Below are 18,027 nucleotides of genomic sequence, written 5' to 3' on the forward strand. Positions count from 1 at the left end.
GGTGCGCTGATGATGCGATCGACTGAGGACATTCGGGAATGACGGGAACAGGGCAGCCGCGGACGCTGTTCGACAAGGTCTGGGATGGGCATGTGGTGACGCGCCGCGAGGACGGCGCGGAGCTGTTGTTCATCGACCGCCACCTCTTGCATGAGGGCTCGTTCCATGCCTTCAACAAGCTCAAGGACAAGCGCGCCAAGGTCCGGCGGCCGGATCTCACCATCGGTGTCGCGGATCATTATGTGCCGACTCGTACGCGCGCGCTGAGCGAGGTCGCGCCCGACATCGCCGGCATGATCCGTCAACTCGACGACAATTGCCGCGCCAACGCCATCCGCATCTTCGGCTTCGACGATCCCCGCCAGGGCATCGTGCACGTCGTCGGTCCCGAGCAGGGCCTGACGCTGCCCGGACTCACCATGGTCTGCGGCGACAGCCACACCTCGACGCATGGCGCGTTCGGCGCGCTGGCCTTCGGCATCGGCGCCTCCGAGGTCGCGCATGTGCTGCTGACGCAGACGCTGTGGCAGAAGAAGCCAAGGCGGATGCGCATCACGGTGGACGGCGCGACCGCGCCGGGGATCACCGCCAAGGACATCGCGCTCTCGATCATCGCAAGGATCAGCGCCGACGGCGCGCAGGGGCACGCGGTCGAGTATACGGGATCCGCGATCCGCGCGCTGACGATGGAGGGCCGGCTGACGCTCTGTAATCTCTCGATCGAGAGCGGCGCGCGATGCGGCATGATTGCGCCTGACGAGACGACGTTCGCCTACGTGAGGGGACGGCCACTCGCGCCCGCCGGCGAGGTGCTCGACGGCGCCATCGCGGCCTGGCGAGAGCTGACGAGCGATGCCGACGCGGCGTTCGACCGCGCGGTCCTGCTCGATGGCAAGGACATCGCGCCGACTGTGACCTGGGGCATCAGCCCAGAGGATGCGCTGCCGATCGGCGCGTCGGTGCCTGATCCCGCAGCCATGGACGATGCGTCGCGCGCGAGCCATGTCCGCGAGGCGCTCGACTACATGGGCCTCGCGCCCGGCCAATCACTCGAGACGGTCAGGATCGACCGCGTGTTCATCGGCTCCTGCACCAACAGCCGCATCGAGGATCTGCGCGCTGCGGCAAGCGTCCTCGCTGGCCGTAAGGCGCGCGTGCCCGGTCTCGTCTCGCCGGGCTCGCACCTTGTCAAGCAGCAGGCCGAGCAGGAAGGCCTCGACCGCATCTTCGTCGATGCCGGCCTGGACTGGGTTGGTTCAGGCTGCTCGATGTGCGTCGGCATGAACGGCGATCTCGTTCCAGCGGGCGAGCGCTGCGCCTCCACCACCAACCGCAACTTCAAGGGCCGCCAGGGCCCCGGCGCGCGCACGCATCTGATGTCGCCGGCGATGGTCGCGGCCGCCGCGGTCACCGGCCATCTCACCGACGTGCGGCCGCTGCTGAGGAGCGATGCATGACGCCGTTCGACATCCTCACGACATCGGCCTGCGCGCTGCCGCTCGCCAGCATCGACACGGATCAGCTGATCCCCGCACGCTTCATGAAGCGCTCGCGCGCCGACGGCTATGGACAGTTTCTCCTCCACGACATGCGCTTCGACGAGACCGGCGCGGCACGCTCCGACTTTCCGCTCAACGCGGCCTCGGCGGAGGGCGCCGAAGTGCTGGTGACGCGGCGGAATTTCGGCGCCGGCTCGTCGCGCGAGGCGGCGGTCTATGCGCTGGTCGATTTCGGCTTCCGCTGCGTGATCGCGCCGAGCTTCGGCGACATCTTCGCCTCGAACGCGGTGAACAACGGATTGTTGCCGGCGAAGGTCAGCGAAGCCGATGCGGAAGAGATCCTGGCGCTGCTGCAGACGGCGGGAACCACCATCACGGTCGATCTCCACGACGCGCTGATACGGCTGGGCAACCGTACGTTTACCTTCTCGATCGATCCGATCTGGCGCACCAAGCTGCTCAACGGCTGGGACGATCTCGACCTCACGGCCTCGCTGACCGGAGATATCGTCCGGTTCGAGCAACAAGACAGCGCCGTGCGGCCCTGGGTGCAGCTGCCTGGGCGCAGCTGAAGGACAGCAGCGATTGAGCTGATCGACCTCCACAGAAAGAAGCCGCCCGCACGTAGCGTGCAGGCGGCCCAAGTCCAGGGAGGAAACGCCCCAAGAAGGGCTGAATTCGGTGTACCCGATCAACTGAGTCGCGGGTATCCGGATGATACCGGAGGTTGCGACACGGTGAGCGGTTCCAAATCCGGCCTGAGATACCGACGATCAGGCCGCCTGCCGCGTCTCGTTCTCGACGAATTGCAGGGTGACCTTCTCGACGTTGGAATCCACCCACTCCGCCATCCGCTCTTCCTCCTGCAGCGACTGCTGCAGCGGACCGCGGGCGTCCTCGGCCCCGGCGGCCGAGCACAGCGCCAGCAACGACTTGTAGGCGGCGATCTCGAAATTCTCGAACGCATTGTTGGCGAAGGTGTTCTTCAGGATCTCATCGCCGGACATCGCATGGCCCATGGCCATCAGATTGGCCATGCCCGACTGCATCGTGTCCTTCAGCGTCGAGCTGCTCTCGCCGCACGCCTCCAGGCACCGCTCCAGCCGATGCAGCTGCTGATTTGTTTCCTGCAGATGAGTCTGCAGCCTCGCCTTGACTTCCGGGTAGTCGTCCATCCGCTCGGATTGCCGCTCCATCAATTCCCGCGCCTGGACTTCCATGGCGTGAGCGTTGCGAAGGCCGAGGATGAAGATGTCCCGCGCTTTGTTGCTCATGTCTTGCGTTCCTGTGTGTATGGGCGAAAGCGCCGCGATCGTCCGCACAACCAGACGCACGGAGGAAACGTTCCAAATCGCTTCCCGCGTCGGTGTCGCACGCACCGCAGATCGCTTGCGCGCCAGGAACGCCTCACCTGCGCCGTTGTTCGCTTCAGAGCCGCAAAGAGAACGAGATGACCAAGCAGCCGCCGCAGCAACAGAGCCCGTTCGACAAGGAGCCCGCCGAGGGATCGCGCGAGACGATCGACAAGCAGCTCGCGCAGCAGGAGCAAAGCGAGACGCAGGGCACGCCCGCCCGGGTCACCGTCCCTGAAAGAGGGCGCTCCTGATCGAGGATGAACTGCGTGAAGTCTTCGTAGAGGTCACCGCCACATCGTCGGCGTGACGAGCCGTGTCGTGCCGTCGGGACGCGCGTTCTCGCGATCATCGGACGCAAGGCCATTGCCGTCTGCAGGCTCGGTCGCGGTCGGCTCGTCGGCTGGGATGTCCGGTGCGATCGTCACGGCCGCTGCGGTTTCCGGCTCGACACGGCGGCCGGGCCTGCGGGAACTCGCGTGATCACTCGGCTGGTCAACGGGGTCGTGCATATGGCAGCTCCGAGCCCTGAAGCGACGGCTACTAATCCTCATCGAGCTTAGGCGATATCAACTGGGTTAATCCATGCGCGATCTCGCCGCGTGCGATCGGCTCATCCCGCGCTGCAAGCAAGCGCGGCCTCAATGCCATCGTTTCGTGGCCGCGCGATGACCGCCTCGGCGACGCAAAAAATCGTGATCGCCCGTCGTCGGCACTAATTGCGACTTGCACCGACGCGGTCAAGCAGCGCCGCGCCGGTGCGGATGCCGTCGGTGAAGCAGTCGATGATCATGTTTTCGTTAGGCGCGTGGTTCGCCTCGTCGGCGTTGGCATAGGGGACGACGAAAGCCGGCACACCGAGAATTTTGGTGAAGACGTAGTCCGGCAAGCTGCCGCCGGTACACGGAAATTCGAGCGGCGCAACGCCCTGCGCCAGCGTGATCGCGTCGCGGATGATCGCGGCAAACGGCGAATCGAGCGGCACGCGCGACGGCAGCATGCCGCCGCGCCGGATGAACTCGACCTCCGGCGCATGCTTTTTCACATGGGCCTCGACCTTGGCCAGCACGTGGTCCGGCGTCATTGCCTCGACCAGGCGTATGTCGCACTTCACGAACGCCTCGCAGGGAAGGACAGTCTTGCTGCCCGGTCCGCCATAGCCGCCATGGAAGCCGTTGATGGTCAGCGTCGGATGGAACATCAGCCTTTCGTAGTAGCCGCGTTCGGCCGGCGCATCGAGCCGGCTAAGGCCGAGGCTCGCCTTGGCGGCGTCGAGATCGAGCGGCAGGCGCTTCACCGCAGCCACATCGAGCGCGCTTGGCGGCACGATGGCATCATGCAAACCCTCAATCGTGATCTCTCCGGCGGCGTTCTTCATCGTCCCGAGCAGATGCACCAGGGTCCAGATCGGATTCGGCACGATGCCGCCGAGATTGCCGGAATGCACGTCCCGATTCGCGTGGCTGGCGCGCAGCTCGAACGAGCACATGCCGCGAACGCCATAGGTCATTGTCGGGCGCCCCGACGGATGCATCGGCCCATCGGCGGTGACGACGACATCCGCCTTCAGCTGCTCGCGATGTTCAGCCACGAATTCGGCAATGCGCGGACTGCCGATCTCCTCCTCGCCCTCGAGCAGAAACGTGACATTGCAGGGCAGCTTGCCGTGCACCTTCAAATGAGATTCGATCGCCATCAGTTGCGCGAAATGCTGGCCCTTGTTGTCGCCGATGCCGCGCGCATAGATGCGGCCGTCGCGGATGGTGGGCTCGAAGGGCGGGCTCAGCCACAGATCGAGCGGATCCGGCGGCTGCACGTCGTAGTGGCCATACAGCAGCACAGTCGGCGCATCGGGCTTCTTGTGCCAGCGTCCCAGCACCATCGGATGTCCGGCGGTCGGCACGGTGTCGGCTTCCAGCCCGATCTCCCGCAGCATCTTCACCAGCAGCGCGGCCACCTCGGTGATGCCGACATTGTGCGCGCTGATCGAGGGATGACGCACATAGTCCATCACGCGGGAAAGGAAATCCTGCTTGTTGCTATCGACATGGGCGAACACCGCATCCAGGCCGGCGGATGGAGACGGCAGGCTGCTGATGTCGTTCATGCGGCTGGCTTCTCCTGGCCCGTGCGATGAGAGAGTCGCCATGTTCGATCGGATTCGTCCGGAACGCAAATGACGAGCGAAGCGAACTCCGCGCGTCATCGACCGATCAATCGTGTGATGCGCTGCTCAGCCCTTGACGGCGGTGATCACGATCTCGATCAGCGCGCCGCCGCCGAGATCGGACACGCCGACCGTGGCGCGGACCGGCAGATCATCGCCGAAGAACCCGGTCTAGGCCGCATCCATCTCCTTCTTCGATCGAGCATGCCGGCCTGCCGAGCGTGAGGCTGCCGGCGCTGCCACGCGTCGCGGTGCTGCCGGCAAGCGTCTCGATCTGCGATCCCTTCACCGCGCACGAGTTCGATGCCCGCGGCGTCGTGGCGCGACCCTTCACGCCGCGCATCGATTTCGAATTCGCCGCGGTATTTCCGCCGCAACGCAGCCCGTCGCCGGTCGCGCTCGATCTGGTCGAGACGGTTCGGCGCGCGCTGAATGCGCTCGCCAGACAGAACGATCAAAGAGAAAGCTCGGGGAGGCTTGGTGGGCGCACTAGGGCTCGAACCTAGGACCCGCTGATTAAGAGTCCAGGCTTTATCGAGCAAATTCAATAGCTTAATATCTAAATGACAGAATTGGACCTGTGCAAAATCAAAGGGTTACGCATTGTTTTCTAAAATGATCAACCTCAATCTGAAGATGAAAACCTTTCTTGCCACAAGCAAGTCGACCCTGGACTTGCGATCCAGCCTCGCTTCCACACCGAACGGAATGGACCACTCGACGGCCGCAAAAGCAAGAGAGTTTGCCAGCAATGCACGAGGTACCCTCTCTGAAACAGCCAATCGAGACCAGCCTTCTGCACCATGCGCACTAGTCCATATCAGCGGCAGTGGGCTTCCCTTGGATACGCCTCTCAAGCCGGGTTATGATCCGGCCAACGTCGGGATCTCCAAGCCGTTCGGCTGCATCGCGCAGTCTAGCTAGTGCGTCATCGAATACGCCATAATCGTTGATCATTCGGTAGTATTCAACGCCCAACTCGCCGTACGCGGCCAATAGAGACTTATTGAGCCCGAAGCGGTTCATTCCCATGAGGGCAAGTTCGCGCGCTTCTTCAAGAATTGTGATTCGATCCTCTTTCATTAAGCCAGGTGACCTACTGGCGCGCGCGACCATCAAGTCGACTTTGTAACGATAGACAGGTCCATCAAGTGAAAAATCCGACTCGAAAACGCGGATCTCAGTCTCCGCTCGGTCGTACTCGCCGCCTGAGATTAGATTGCGGATAAGCCTATGACGCGGAACCCGCTCCCCTGGCGCGGTAGAAATCATCATGCGCAATAGCCTGTTCTGGGTCTCTTTGTCGGGAATGGAGGGAATGCCTGTGTCGATGTTGCACAGCTCCTTGATGGTCATCACCTCGATGTCGTAAGTGGGAAGCAAGCTGCGGATTACCTGCTCGAAAAGAGCGACAAGTTTGTCTGTGTCGCTGAACTTGTACCGCGCCACAATGTTGGCAATAACCGTATGGCGGGCTCGCCACGCGTAGATGCTTTCTCGTACATCCACGTCGTATTCGGTGATGATGTCGACGAGACCATCCAAGATGGCCGAGATCGTCTGTGGTGGGATGTTGAGCATCCGGACAAGCAACTGCCGATGTACGCGTACTCCCGCGTTCTCCATTGCAGCCACATGACGATATATGTCTTGGAGCTGCGGCGTCAGGTCTGCGTACTCACGAAGGATAATGTCGTCAAAGTTTTCGGAGTCAAAAATGCTCCGCAGGCAGACGAACATATCTGCTTCGCAGCGATCTAGAAGCCGGCGACGCTTCTCCGCTCGAGAAAAGCCAGTGAACTTTGGTTCTATAAGCCGCTTGATCGACTGGTTGACGTCAACCAGCTGCAAAAGTCGCTCGATCTCTTCGCCACTGAGTTGCGAAAGCCGAAATTCGGCTCCGAACTTGTAGAGCGTTCCAGACTTCACACGCGGATTCCACTGATGCCGAGTCGAAACAAGCATTAGCTTGAGGTGGGGATTATCTGCAGCAAGCAGCCTGTCAGCCAGCTCATTGATCTCAAAGAGATGACTATGAGCATCGTCGACCAATAAAACTCCGCTTGAACCACCCTGTTGCAGCTCATGTGCAAGCGCAAACCACTCCTTTACAGCCAACGGCATATCGGTCTTGTGTTCCCAACAGTGGACGCCCTGCTGCCGCAATTTTTGCAGCACTTGGCGCGCCGCAGTAGTTTTCCCAACACCACTCGCTCCAAGAAGAATCGCGACTAGCTTCGTCTGGTCCACCAGCGTCTGAGCGATCTGTATACATAGAGCGCGCTCAAAGGTCAGCCCTGCGAGGATATCGGCGTGAGTTGCAGGACGCCCGTTGAACATGGCGCCTACATCGCAGCGTCTCGGATCCGATGCATGGGCTACGTCGATAGTCGCGGGCCGGAGCACTGGACGTTTGTCTAAAGGATCGTCTGATGGTTCCGCCGCGACCTGACCAAATTTCTTGACCGTGAGCGCAGCAAAGAACTCATCTATTCCTCCGAAGCAGACCGTTAGACCTCGCGCCTCGAATATGCTGGCACGATCCTCGTCTCGCGAGTACAGAAACAAGATGATCTGCCCGCCGTTGTCCATTTGAGCATTCAGGTTGGCCGCCTTGTTAGTGATCTCGCGTATGTCGGGATCAGCCAGCGATTGCCCGATAATGATGAGGGTGGAGCCCGCGAGGTCAGTCTTCAAGCGGCCGTACAGCTGCTCGCGAAAAGCTGAGGTGAGATCATAGTCGCTATCTGTGAGGATGATGCGGGACTGGTGTCCGTCCGCCACATCCTTTTCGATCGTCCCGTGCAATTTGAAAAGCTTCTGAGCCAAAGCATTCTCTTGACCACGAAAGTCAAAGTCGGACGAGTACACACTGATCGGCAGATTGCGACGGTGGTAGCACTGCTCCACAAGATCATCGTAGTTCGTCGTGAAGATGCTTTTCCAGTTGTAGAGTGGAAGATTTAGCAAGCCCCCTGTGGGCTTCAGGGTTTTAAAAAGTTCGCGTAACGCCTCTATCAGCGAACGTCTTCCAGCTTTCCGCTCTGCCAACCCGCTTTGCTCCGGTAGCGTGAAGCCACTGTTCGGAACCATGAAGCGTTTAGCAAAGTGGTTTATGAGATCCTGGGATGTCGGCGCTCTGGACGGGATGGATGAGCCAGCACCGAACAGCAGAATTGTCCGGTCGGGCTGGATGCGGTTGATAACGCTCTGGACGCTCTCGACCAAGCTGACACCTCTGAAGGATGATCGCTGGCATAACCCCAGCTGATTCTACAGCTTAGAGGAGCATAATAAGCGGAGCATATCCATATGCTTGTGCTAGGGGGAACCGGTCCAAATTCAGCTTGAAGTTTTGTTCTGCTGGATGGCAACGGCGTGCAGAGGGCAGAGAGGATCTCGAAAATGATTGAGCTCATCGCTGCTGTATCGGTGGAACTAAGAGGCTCAGAACTGAGGTATCACGAAGAAAGTCAAGTTCTTACCTTCTATTGGCGGCGGACCGACTGAGCGTTTGTCAGCTGTTCTTCGCGGCAACTCCAACTGCTACCGCGACCAGTGTATCCTTTCTACCTCCGGCTTCATTTTCAAAATTCCGCCAATGCCTATTATTGCAGGGTTTTCTCACAACGTTTGAAATCTGGAAGGCGGCAGAGTCGCCGCAGACAAATCCCACGCAGCATCGAAGTTCGCGATCGCCTGCCATGCGGTGTCTAAACTACATCTAAACAGGTTCATTTAGACGAGTTTAGATGCGCCTGGAGCACCCGAACGCGAGTTGGTCGCCTGATAAGTCATTGATTTTGCAGAGGCTTTTGGTGGGCGCACTAGGGCTCGAACCTAGGACCCGCTGATTAAGAGTCAGCTGCTCTACCAACTGAGCTATGCGCCCGGATCTTCATCCGGAGAAAGCCCCCGCGAGAGCCGGTCGTTTAGCAAAGCGATTTCGGGATGTCCAGCGATCACTGACGATTATTTGGCATTTTCGATGCAGAAAAACCGCCGGCGGGCGGCGGTTTTCCTAAAGCGAATCCCGCAGCGTATTCAGCGGGATCGTTAACGATCCTCACAGCCGCCCGGAGTCGTGCTCGTCGTCGGACCAGCCCATGTGCCCCATCGGCGGATGGCCCATCGGGCCCGGGCCGAATCTGTTCTCGCCGAAGCGGGGGCCATCCGGGCCGCCCTCGCCGCGCTCCATCCAGCGGTGATGGCGCGGGCCGTCCGGTCCCATCATGCGGCCCATCGGCCGGGTCAGCATCGACAGCCGGCGCTTCTGGCCCTCGTCGAGGGTCTTGTAGAGCGGGTCGGCGGCATCCGCGACCTTCTTCATCGCGTCCGCCGTTGCCGCCATGGTGTCGGCATGCTCACGCAGCCGCGCCACCGGATCGAGGTCCTTGTCCTGCGCGTCGTCGGCCGCCTTCATTCGCGCATTGGCGCGGTCGAAGCGCAGCTTGACCAGGTCGCGGACGGCGCTCTCGACCGGCGGCCACAGCTTCTCCTGGTCCGCATTCAGCTTCAGGCCGGCATGGACCGAAGCGATGCGCGCATCGAGCATGGCGGCGCGATCCTCCGGATTCATCCGCACATGATGCATGTGATCATGAATCCAGCCGCGCTGCGCGTAGACCGCGGTCGAGCCGGCGATGGCGAGCACGGCAACCGCGGCAATGGTGAACTTTCTCATGCCAACCTCCTTGGAAAGCCGGACCAGCATGATCCCGCCGCCTCTGGCCTTCAACTTACAGTTTGGACAGAGTGTACGACCTTACGAAGATGTAATTGCTTCAGATACCTTTCTGTTTTTGCAATTCGGTATCATTTCATTGCTGCGCCTCAGAGCATCCCCAGCATCCGCGGCAACCAGAGCGAGATTTCCGGGACGTAGGTGACGAGCGCAAGGAAGCCGAGCATCGTCAGCAGCCACGGCATGACCGCGATGGTCAGCTCGGTAATGCCCATCTTGGCGATGCCGGAGGCGACGTAGAGGTTGAGTCCGACCGGCGGGTGGCACATGCCGACCTCCATGTTGACCACCATCAGGATGCCCAAATGCACCGGATGGATGCCAAGCTTGACCGCCACCGGGAAAAGAATGGGCGCCATGATCAGCACGATCGAGGTCGCCTCCATGACGTTCCCGGCGAGCAGCAGCAGGATGTTCACGACCAAGAGGAACACCGCCCAGTTGACGCCGGCCGACGCCATCCAGTTGGCGATCTGCTGCGGGATGTTCTCGTTCGCCATCAGGAACGAGAACAGCACGGCATTGGTGATGATGTAGAGGATCATCGCGCTCATGTTGGCCGAGCCGAGCAGCACCTTCGGCACGTCCTTCCATGACATGTCGCGATAGACGAACACGGCGATGACGAAGGCGTAGACAGCGCTGACGGCGGCGGCTTCCGTCGGCGTGAACTTGCCGGTGTAGATGCCGCCGAGCACGATGACGATCAGCAGCAGGCCCCAGATGCATTTGCGGAAGGCGGTGAAGCGCTCCGCCCAGCTGGCGCGGGGCAGCCGCGGATAGTCGTTCTTCCAGGCGCGGTAGAAGGTGGTGAAGCCGAGCAGGCTTGCCAGCATCAGGCCTGGGATAACGCCGGCCATGAACAGCTGGCCGACCGAGGCCGACGAGACGCGATGGCCGGCCGGGTCGAGCGCGATGCTGCCGCCGGTCGCGACCGAATACACCACCATGACGATCGAAGGCGGGATCAGGATGCCGAGCGCGCCCGAGGTGGTGATGACGCCAGCGCCGAAGCGTTTTGGGAAACCCTGCTTGACCATCGCCGGCAGCATGATCGAGCCGATCGCGATCACGGTCGCGGGCGACGAGCCTGACACGGCCGCGAACAGCGCGCAGGCCATCACGCCGGCAAGGCCGAGGCCGCCATACCAGTGTCCGACCATCGAGGTCGCGAAATTGATCATCCGTCGCGCGACGCCGCCATGGGTCAGGAAATTGCCGGCGAGGATGAAGAACGGGATCGCCATGATCTCGAAATTGTCGATGCCCGTGAACAGCTTCAACGCGACCGATTCGGTCGGCACGTTCGTCATGAAGAAGACGAAGGACAGCACGGTGAGGCCGAGCGCGATCGAGATCGGCATGCCTGTCAGCATCAAAAAGATGAGCAGGCCGAAGATCAGGAGGCTGCTCATCGCACAGCCTCCACGCCCGGGGTCTCGATGCCCTCGACCGCCGCGTGGTCATGATGCGGCAGCTCGTCGTGGCGGAGATAGTGCCAGGCGACCTGGAGGAAGCGGAAGCACATCAGGTACGAGCCGAGCGGGATGCAGAGATAGACCAGCCAGCTCGGCAGCTCCATGTCGGGCGTGACCTGGTCGGTCTGTGACAGGCCATAAACGAACTTGGCGCCCATCGTGCCGATGATCGCGGTGAACAGCGCACCGCACAGCAGACCGAACAGGATGGTCACCTTGCGCAGCGACGGCCGGAGCATGTTGACCAGGACGTCGACGCCGACATGGATGCCGGTGCGCACGCCATAGGCGGCGCCGAACTTCGCCATCCACACGAACATGTAGATGCAGAGCTCCTGCGCCCAAGACAAATCGATCGGGAACAGGATCGGATAGAGCAAGGGGATGCCGACCAGATAGCGGTGCAGCACGGCCACGAAGATGATCGAGGTCGCCGCCGCGATCAGGAATGCGATCAGGATCTCCTCGAGCCGATCGAGGATGCGCAACAGGAAGCCCAAGTCCCCTCCCCCCAACAATCAAACGTTCGCGACGCTTGACTGCGCCGTCTGCTTATCCTGGCGCCCTGCCAGGCCTTGCCCCGCGCGGGCCGCCGGCCCGCGCCTGTCTCGCTCAATTCATCAGTTCGTCGTGCCGCGAGTCTCCTTCAGGAACTCGTCGATCAGCGGCTGGCCGACGCGGCCGGCGACGTCCTTGTAGACCGGCATCATCGCCTTGCGCATCGCCTCGTCCTGCGCCGGCGTCAGCTTGACGAGCTCGGACTTTCCGGACTTGCGGATCTCCTCCAGCGCGTCGTCGTTCTCCTTCGCGGACTGGCCGTTTCCGTATTCGGTGGCCTCCTTCATCGCCTTGTCGCAGGCGGCGCGGATGTCCGGCGGCAGGCCGTCCCAGAACTTCTTGTTCACGACCACGACGTAGCCGATATAGCCGTGATTGGTGAGCGTGATGTACTTCTGCACCTCGTGCATCTTCTGGGTGTAGATGTTCGAGGGCGTGTTTTCCTGGCCGTCGACGACGCCGGTCTGCAGCGCCTGGTAGACTTCGGAGAACGCCATCACCTGCGGGATGGCGCCGAGCGTGCGGAACTGGGCGTCCAGCACCTTGGACGACTGGATGCGGAATTTCAGGCCCTTGTAGTCGGCGGGATCGACGAGCTTCTTGTTGGCGCTCATCTGCTTGAAGCCGTTGTCCCAATAGGCCAGCCCGATCATCCCTTTCGGCTCCAGCAGCTTGAGCAGCTTGGCGCCGAGCGGGCCGTCCGTGACCTTCCGCAGCGTGGCGAGGTCGGGCAGGATGTAGGGCAGATCGAACACCTCGAATTCCTTGATGCCGATCGGGCCGAACTTCGAGTTCGACGGCGCCAGCATCTGGACGGCGCCGAGCTGCAGCGCCTCAAGCTCTTCCTTGTCCTTGTAGAGCTGCGAGTTCGGATAGACTTCGACCTTCACCTTGCCGTCGGTGTACTTCTCGGCGAGTTCCTTGAACTTGTCGGCGGCGAGGCCCTTCGGCGTGTTCGAGGCCACCACGTGGCTGAACTTGATGACGATCGGATCGGCCGCGAGTGCCGGGCCGGCCAGCGCGAGCACGGCCAGCGAGGCGGCGGTGGCGATCACGTGACGGAATTTGAACGGCTGCAAGGTGTCCTCCCGACGTTCGGGGGGCATTGCAATGACGCCCCCGCTTTGTATGCCAGGGACATTGTTAGCTGGTCGACGGCGGGATTGCCATTGACCGTTAGCCGCAGACGCGGGATTCAAGTGCTGCAATGCACCATCCGCTCGTCGTTCGGAGCGGCGCGCAGCGCCGAACCTCAGATGCGCAATTGCGCATTGGGAAACCTCGAAATTGTAGGAAGAGGTGCAAACCAAGCTCGGGATTCCGGGTTCAGCCGCTGGCGCGGCTGCCCCGGAATGACGTTGCGCGGGATCAGCTCGCCGCGGCCGCCGAGGCGCCATGCCCTGGCGCGACATCGCGCTGGCGCTTCATGACCAGCTTGTTCAGCGCTCCGAGATAGGCCTTGGCCGAGGCGACCAGCGTGTCCGGATCTGCGGCGCGCGCGGTCATCGAGCGGCCGTCCTGCGACAGCCGCACCGAGACTTCGGCCTGCGCGTCGGTGCCCTCGGTGACGGCATGGACCTGGTACAGCTCCAGCTTGGCCTCGTGCGGCACCAGCGACTTGATGCAGTTGAACACCGCATCGACCGGACCGTTGCCCTCGCTCTCCTCGATCCTGGTCACGCCGTCGATGTCGAGCTTCATGGTCGCGCGCTGCGGGCCGCGGGTGCCGGCGATCACGCTCAAAGACAGCAGCTTGATGCGGTCATGGGCGCTCACCATGCCCTCGTCGATCAGGGCCTCGATGTCCTCGTCGTAGATCTGCTTCTTGCGATCGGCCAGCGCCTTGAAGCGGACGAAGGCATCCTCGACCTGGTTGCTCGACAGCTTGTGGCCCATCTCCTCCAGCTTGTGGATGAAGGCGTGACGGCCGGAATGCTTGCCCATCACCAGCGAGGTCTGCTTCACGCCGACCGTCTCTGGCAGCATGATCTCGTAGGTCTGCGCGTTCTTCAGCATGCCGTCCTGATGGATGCCGCTCTCATGCGCGAAGGCGTTGCGGCCGACGATGGCCTTGTTGTACTGCACCGGGAACGAGGTCGCCGCCGACACCACCTTCGAGGCATGAGTCAGCTGCGTGGTGTCGATCTTGTTCCAGAACGGCAGCTTGTCGTTGCGCACGCGCATCGCCATCACGACCTCTTCGAGCGCCGCGTTGCCGGCGCGCTCGCCGATGCCGTTGATTGTGCATTCGATCTGGCGGGCGCCGGCGCGCACGCCGGCCATCGAGTTGGCGACCGCCATGCCGAGATCGTTGTGGCAGTGGACGGAGAACACGGCCTTGTCGGAGTTCGGCACCGTCTCGCGCACCCGCTTGAACAGGTCGTAATACTCCTCCGGCACGGCGTAGCCGACGGTGTCCGGGATGTTGATGGTGCTGGCGCCGGCCTTGATCGCGGCCTCGACGCAGCGGCACAGGAAGTCGAACTCGGTGCGGGTGCCGTCCTCCGACGACCACTCGACGTCGTCGGTGTGGTTGCGCGCGCGGGTCACCGAGGAGATCACCAGTTCGAACACCTGCTGCGGATCCATCTGCAGCTTGTACTTCATATGCACCGGCGAGGTGGACAGGAAGGTGTGGATGCGGCCGCGCTTGGCCGGGCGGATCGCCTCGGCGCAGCGATCGATGTCCTTGGCGCCGGCGCGCGACAGGCCGCAGATCACCGCGTTCTTCGACCGCTTGGCGATCTCGTTGACGGCCTCGAAGTCGCCGTCAGAGGCAATCGGGAAGCCGGCCTCGATGATGTCGACGCCCATGTCGTCCAGCATGGCGGCGATGTTGAGCTTCTCCTCGAACGTCATGGTGGCGCCGGGGCACTGCTCGCCGTCGCGCAGGGTGGTGTCGAAAATGACGACGCGGTCCTTGTCGGACTGAACGGGATTGGACATTGGCTATTCCTCGGAGTCTGAAGGTGGTGCGCCTGGCTGTCAGGATCTCCAGACATTGGGCGCTGAAGGGTGTTTCGGTGTCGAAGCAGCCCCCTGAGTGCCCAGGCGCATCCCGCCCAGCCGGCCCTCAGGGGCAGCTAAGAAGCAGAAGCTCGAGCGCGCCGATCAGGGCGGCGCGAGGCTGCAGCGAGGCGAGCGCGATCAACCGGGCGTCTGCCCCGGCGATGGCCTCGATCTCTGCGCTGCGAATCAGCATTGCCAAACCCTTTGCGAAGACACGAAAATGGTGCGGCAAAACCGTTGACGGAATGTTGCCGAGGCGTCCTCAACGGTGCTTTTACCGGGAATGACAGGGCCTCGCAACGCCGAATAAGGGTCAGGAGGGGTGACGTATCGAGCCCTGAACCCTTCCCTCTCGCGCCGCCTTCTTCCGCCGTTGCGCTCGCGCGGCCGGCCCGCTCAGCTGCCCCACTCTCCGCCGTCATACCCCGCGAAAGCGGGGTATCCAGTACGCTGCGGCCCCTCGACTCACTCACAACTGCCTCTGGAATACTGGATCGTCCGCCTGCTGTTCAGCCCGGAGACATAGCTTACACCTGTTCGGGGACATAGTTGACACTTTTGGGGTCGCGCAAATCGATGGCTGCGATCTGATGCGCGGCAAAGAATATTCCGAACTGTCCGTCGGCGCTGAGTGGCCGGATAGCCAGCCGCTCTCCGCGAAAGGCTTGCGGGACTTTCCACAGCCGTCCCTCGAAGCTGACGTAGGCCTTGGTGGTCGACACGGAGCGAACGGTCTCACCCTCGTCGTATTCGACTACTGGAAGGCGGTCCGGCATCGTGCGTTGGCTTGGTCGATAGCGGCTTGCCGGCACGTCGAAGTTCAGAGCCTCGTGCGGCCGGTCGAGATTGTAGATGGAGCGCCATTCGTCGAATGCCCGCTGGACATCGGGAAGGTCACGGTAGCGCCTGAAGGCAAACACCTCAGCCTTCAGACTGCGGTGGAAGCGTTCGTTCTTGCCGCGGCTCTGAGGATGGTAGGGCCGGCTGTGGATTGTTCGAACGCCGAGCTTCAGAAGCCAGACCGTCAGTGCGGTCCAGGGGTCTTCAAGTGTAAAGCCCCAAGGGCCACCATTGTCGACGAACATCGCATCCGGCAATCCATAGCGGCGGAACGTCGTCTCCAGATGTCCTTTAACCGTAGAGCCGCGCTCGTTGTCACAAGCCGCCAGGCACAACGAGAAGCGCGAGTGATCGTCCAACGCCGTCAGCGGGTGACAGGACACACCGTTTTCCAGCGCACTGTGTCCCTTGAAGTCCATCTGCCAAAGCTGATTGGGCGTATCCTTCTCGAACCGAGTGTAGGGCTGTCCGGGCGTGCCTGCAGGCTCCATCACGCGATCGTAGCGGCGCAGGATGGTGTGCACGGTGGATATCGCCGGGACAGCTTGCCCGTCGCGCTCGAGACGACGTGCGAGCTTGCGCGCGCCCCAGGCCGGGTGAGCATCGCGCAACGCGACAATCTGCTGCTCGATCGCAGCCGCAGTGCGCTCAGGACTGCGATGAGGCCGCCGCGACCGGTCTGCCAGCGCCGTGTCGCCAGTGTCATGCCGCTGGATCCATTTGTAGCCCGTCTGGGGGCTGATGCTGAACCGCCGACACAGCTCCCGCCGGTTGGCCCCTTCCTGCTTGGCAAGCATCACAAACTCTCGTCGCTGGTCCATGACAGACACCTCTCGCCACGGCATCGCTCGCCCCTTTGCTTGACGAATCGAGCCGATTTTGACGTGTCAACCATGTGTCCGAACACCCGTCAGCTATGTCCCCGGGCTGAACACTGCGCGGACGATGACAGCCGTGGGTGGGGCAAACTCTCCCCGCGTCATTGCGAGCGAGGCGAAGCAATCCAGATTCATGCACACAGCCCTGGATTGCTTCGCTTGGAATGACGTCGGTGTTTGACGCACAAGCTGGGCGCCCCTCTGGCTTTGACCGATTGTTCAAATCGCATCCGCACACACCTCTCCGCTCCCGCGACAGCATCGTGCCCGGGCTGATCATCAGCATCGCCCCTCGCCAATCGAGGGTGCAGGGAAGGCCGGGCGTCTGCCGACACCCGCGGCCCCCGTGCGGAAGAGAGTGCACGGGGCAGGAACCACAGGATCGGCCAGGACATCCCGGCCTTCCCTGCGCAACGGCTTTACGGCTTCCTTCGCGCTCTCCCTGGGGACCGGGCTTTCTTGCCCCCATCATCCGCACGGCTGCTTCGCGCAACGGCACGAACTTGACCTCAGCATCGGGAGGCCAGGACCACACGACTTCGCCGTCCGCAAGCCGCCGGTCGTCATCCGGCGCCTCACGGCCATCGCTCCCCGCACTCCACGTATCGTGACGACGCGTACGCCCCTCTTCGATGAGGCGGGATGGCGCATCCAACCATAAATTCTGAAAAAAGGAAAGCGCAAATTTCGGCGAACACGAAAGATCGAACGTGTGGTAACGTGATTGCATGACCAACCGCATCTTGCTCCACGGCGTCCCCGATACGCCCGCGATCTGGGACCCGCTGATTGCGGCACTCGGCGAGACCGTGGCAGTACCTGCCCTGCCCGGCTTCGATGGCGATGTCCCTCCTGGCTTCGCCTGCACCAAGGATGCCTACGCCGACTGGCTGATTGCGCTGATGGAAGCACAGCATGCGGCGTTCGGGCCACTGGATCTGGTCGGGCATGATTGGGGCGCGCTGCTGGTGCTGCGCGCGGCGGCGCTGCGGCCGGAGCTGGTGCGGTCCTGGGCAGTGGCCGGCGGCGCGCTCGATGCCGATTATCGGGGACATCGCATCGCGCGGATTTGGAATACGCCCGTGCTGGGCGAAATCTTCATGGCATTGTCGACTCGGAGCGCCATGGCGCGGATGTTCCGGCAGAGCGGATTGCCATCGCAGCTCGCGGCGCGCGAAGCTTCGGCGTGGCGCGCGCCGATGCGGCGGGCGATCCTCGCGCTGTATCGCTCCGCAGATGGGCTCCGCTTTGGCGGCGACTGGATCGCGCGGCTTGCTCAGCTGCCGCGGCGCGGGTTGGTGATCTCGGGCACGCAGGACCCTTTCGTGCCGCTCGAGACTCTCAGCCGCTTCGCGCACGCGCATGGCGCGCGGCTGCATGTCGAGCCGGATGCGGGTCACTGGAGCATCGTCGAGCGGCCGCAGAGCATCGCAGCGGCGCTGCGCGCGCATTGGGCCGCGTGAGCATGAGCCAGTGTTGAATCCGCTTGACGAGGAGAGCGT

General features: G+C 62.3%; 15 protein-coding genes, 1 tRNA gene and 2 pseudogenes. 5 read left to right on the plus strand and 13 right to left on the minus strand.

Annotated features, from left to right (window positions below; genetic code table 11):
* The first annotated feature begins 38 nt into the window (after positions 1-38).
* Together leuC and leuD are read left to right on the plus strand one after the other, a co-directional pair.
* The gene (gene leuC / locus BRADO_RS25640; protein WP_012029103.1) at positions 39-1,457 is read left to right on the plus strand and encodes a 3-isopropylmalate dehydratase large subunit; all 1,419 of its coding nucleotides are present in this window, start codon (positions 39-41) and stop codon (positions 1,455-1,457) included.
* Positions 1,454-2,071, plus strand: a complete 618-nt coding sequence (gene leuD / locus BRADO_RS25645) for a 3-isopropylmalate dehydratase small subunit (protein ID WP_012029104.1) — start codon at positions 1,454-1,456, stop codon at positions 2,069-2,071. Before leuC ends, leuD begins: the two co-directional genes overlap by 4 nt.
* A gap of 201 nt (positions 2,072-2,272) precedes the next feature.
* On the opposite strand, the gene BRADO_RS25650 is transcribed toward leuD, so the two are convergent.
* Positions 2,273-2,773: a ferritin-like domain-containing protein gene (locus tag BRADO_RS25650; RefSeq protein ID WP_012029105.1), complete on the minus strand. Its 501-nt coding sequence runs from the start codon at positions 2,771-2,773 to the stop codon at positions 2,273-2,275.
* Positions 2,774-2,949: 176 nt separating this feature from the next.
* Here BRADO_RS25650 and BRADO_RS35515 point away from each other — a divergent pair, with 176 nt between their 5' ends.
* Entirely contained in the window at positions 2,950-3,105 is a 156-nt protein-coding gene (locus BRADO_RS35515) for a hypothetical protein (RefSeq protein WP_012029106.1), read from the plus strand.
* Positions 3,106-3,138: 33 nt separating this feature from the next.
* On the opposite strand, the gene BRADO_RS25655 is transcribed toward BRADO_RS35515, so the two are convergent.
* The 3 genes and pseudogenes from BRADO_RS25655 to BRADO_RS35830 all read right to left on the minus strand — a co-directional run.
* Positions 3,139-3,363: a hypothetical protein gene (locus BRADO_RS25655; protein WP_041756939.1), complete on the minus strand. Its 225-nt coding sequence runs from the start codon at positions 3,361-3,363 to the stop codon at positions 3,139-3,141.
* Between the two features lie 203 nt (positions 3,364-3,566).
* Entirely contained in the window at positions 3,567-4,958 is a 1,392-nt protein-coding gene (locus tag BRADO_RS25660) for a M20/M25/M40 family metallo-hydrolase (RefSeq protein ID WP_012029107.1), read from the minus strand.
* 126 nt (positions 4,959-5,084) lie between these two features.
* A pseudogene (locus BRADO_RS35830) lies at positions 5,085-5,213 on the minus strand (RidA family protein); the annotation flags it as partial.
* 71 nt (positions 5,214-5,284) lie between these two features.
* Here BRADO_RS35830 and BRADO_RS25670 point away from each other — a divergent pair.
* Positions 5,285-5,524: pseudogene (locus tag BRADO_RS25670) on the plus strand (hypothetical protein); the annotation flags it as partial.
* Between the two features lie 304 nt (positions 5,525-5,828).
* On the opposite strand, the gene BRADO_RS25675 reads toward BRADO_RS25670, so the two are convergent.
* From BRADO_RS25675 to BRADO_RS25710, 9 genes are all read right to left on the minus strand, one after another.
* Positions 5,829-8,246 (minus strand): SIR2 family protein, encoded by a 2,418-nt coding sequence (locus tag BRADO_RS25675; RefSeq protein WP_012029109.1) that lies wholly within the window; start codon positions 8,244-8,246, stop codon positions 5,829-5,831.
* A gap of 588 nt (positions 8,247-8,834) precedes the next feature.
* A tRNA-Lys gene (locus tag BRADO_RS25680) sits at positions 8,835-8,910 on the minus strand.
* A 174-nt stretch (positions 8,911-9,084) separates the two neighbouring features.
* Positions 9,085-9,702 (minus strand): Spy/CpxP family protein refolding chaperone, encoded by a 618-nt coding sequence (locus tag BRADO_RS25685; RefSeq protein ID WP_012029110.1) that lies wholly within the window; start codon positions 9,700-9,702, stop codon positions 9,085-9,087.
* Positions 9,703-9,851: 149 nt separating this feature from the next.
* Positions 9,852-11,177, minus strand: a complete 1,326-nt coding sequence (locus tag BRADO_RS25690) for a TRAP transporter large permease (RefSeq protein WP_012029111.1) — start codon at positions 11,175-11,177, stop codon at positions 9,852-9,854.
* Entirely contained in the window at positions 11,174-11,740 is a 567-nt protein-coding gene (locus BRADO_RS25695) for a TRAP transporter small permease (protein ID WP_041756943.1), read from the minus strand. The genes BRADO_RS25690 and BRADO_RS25695 overlap by 4 nt, the downstream gene beginning before the upstream one ends.
* A gap of 120 nt (positions 11,741-11,860) precedes the next feature.
* A complete protein-coding gene (locus BRADO_RS25700; protein WP_012029113.1) occupies positions 11,861-12,877 on the minus strand; it encodes a TRAP transporter substrate-binding protein in 1,017 nt (338 codons plus the stop codon).
* Between the two features lie 289 nt (positions 12,878-13,166).
* A complete protein-coding gene (locus BRADO_RS25705; protein WP_012029114.1) occupies positions 13,167-14,744 on the minus strand; it encodes a 2-isopropylmalate synthase in 1,578 nt (525 codons plus the stop codon).
* 127 nt (positions 14,745-14,871) lie between these two features.
* Entirely contained in the window at positions 14,872-15,000 is a 129-nt protein-coding gene (locus tag BRADO_RS35910) for a hypothetical protein (protein ID WP_256374567.1), read from the minus strand.
* Positions 15,001-15,334: 334 nt separating this feature from the next.
* Entirely contained in the window at positions 15,335-16,492 is a 1,158-nt protein-coding gene (locus BRADO_RS25710; protein WP_011923567.1) for an IS481 family transposase, read from the minus strand.
* A gap of 761 nt (positions 16,493-17,253) precedes the next feature.
* Between BRADO_RS25710 and BRADO_RS25715 the strand changes: the two genes are divergently transcribed.
* Entirely contained in the window at positions 17,254-17,988 is a 735-nt protein-coding gene (locus tag BRADO_RS25715) for an alpha/beta fold hydrolase (protein WP_012029116.1), read from the plus strand.
* Positions 17,989-18,027: the final 39 nt, after the last annotated feature.

The sequence above is a fragment of the Bradyrhizobium sp. ORS 278 genome, assembly GCF_000026145.1.
Taxonomy (GTDB): domain Bacteria; phylum Pseudomonadota; class Alphaproteobacteria; order Rhizobiales; family Xanthobacteraceae; genus Bradyrhizobium.

Bases quoted from the DNA above. Each gene is read 5' to 3' on its own strand.
- BRADO_RS25650 (WP_012029105.1), bottom strand. From the start codon at position 2,773: ATGAGCAACAAAGCGCGGGACATCTTCATCCTCGGCCTTCGCAACGCT.
- leuC (WP_012029103.1), top strand. From the start codon at position 39: ATGACGGGAACAGGGCAGCCGCGGACGCTGTTCGACAAGGTCTGGGAT.
- BRADO_RS25690 (WP_012029111.1), bottom strand. From the start codon at position 11,177: ATGAGCAGCCTCCTGATCTTCGGCCTGCTCATCTTTTTGATGCTGACA.
- BRADO_RS35910 (WP_256374567.1), bottom strand. From the start codon at position 15,000: ATGCTGATTCGCAGCGCAGAGATCGAGGCCATCGCCGGGGCAGACGCC.
- leuD (WP_012029104.1), top strand. From the start codon at position 1,454: ATGACGCCGTTCGACATCCTCACGACATCGGCCTGCGCGCTGCCGCTC.
- BRADO_RS25710 (WP_011923567.1), bottom strand. From the start codon at position 16,492: ATGCCGTGGCGAGAGGTGTCTGTCATGGACCAGCGACGAGAGTTTGTG.
- BRADO_RS25660 (WP_012029107.1), bottom strand. From the start codon at position 4,958: ATGAACGACATCAGCAGCCTGCCGTCTCCATCCGCCGGCCTGGATGCG.
- BRADO_RS25685 (WP_012029110.1), bottom strand. From the start codon at position 9,702: ATGAGAAAGTTCACCATTGCCGCGGTTGCCGTGCTCGCCATCGCCGGC.
- BRADO_RS35515 (WP_012029106.1), top strand. From the start codon at position 2,950: ATGACCAAGCAGCCGCCGCAGCAACAGAGCCCGTTCGACAAGGAGCCC.
- BRADO_RS25705 (WP_012029114.1), bottom strand. From the start codon at position 14,744: ATGTCCAATCCCGTTCAGTCCGACAAGGACCGCGTCGTCATTTTCGAC.
- BRADO_RS25715 (WP_012029116.1), top strand. From the start codon at position 17,254: ATGACCAACCGCATCTTGCTCCACGGCGTCCCCGATACGCCCGCGATC.
- BRADO_RS25655 (WP_041756939.1), bottom strand. From the start codon at position 3,363: ATGCACGACCCCGTTGACCAGCCGAGTGATCACGCGAGTTCCCGCAGG.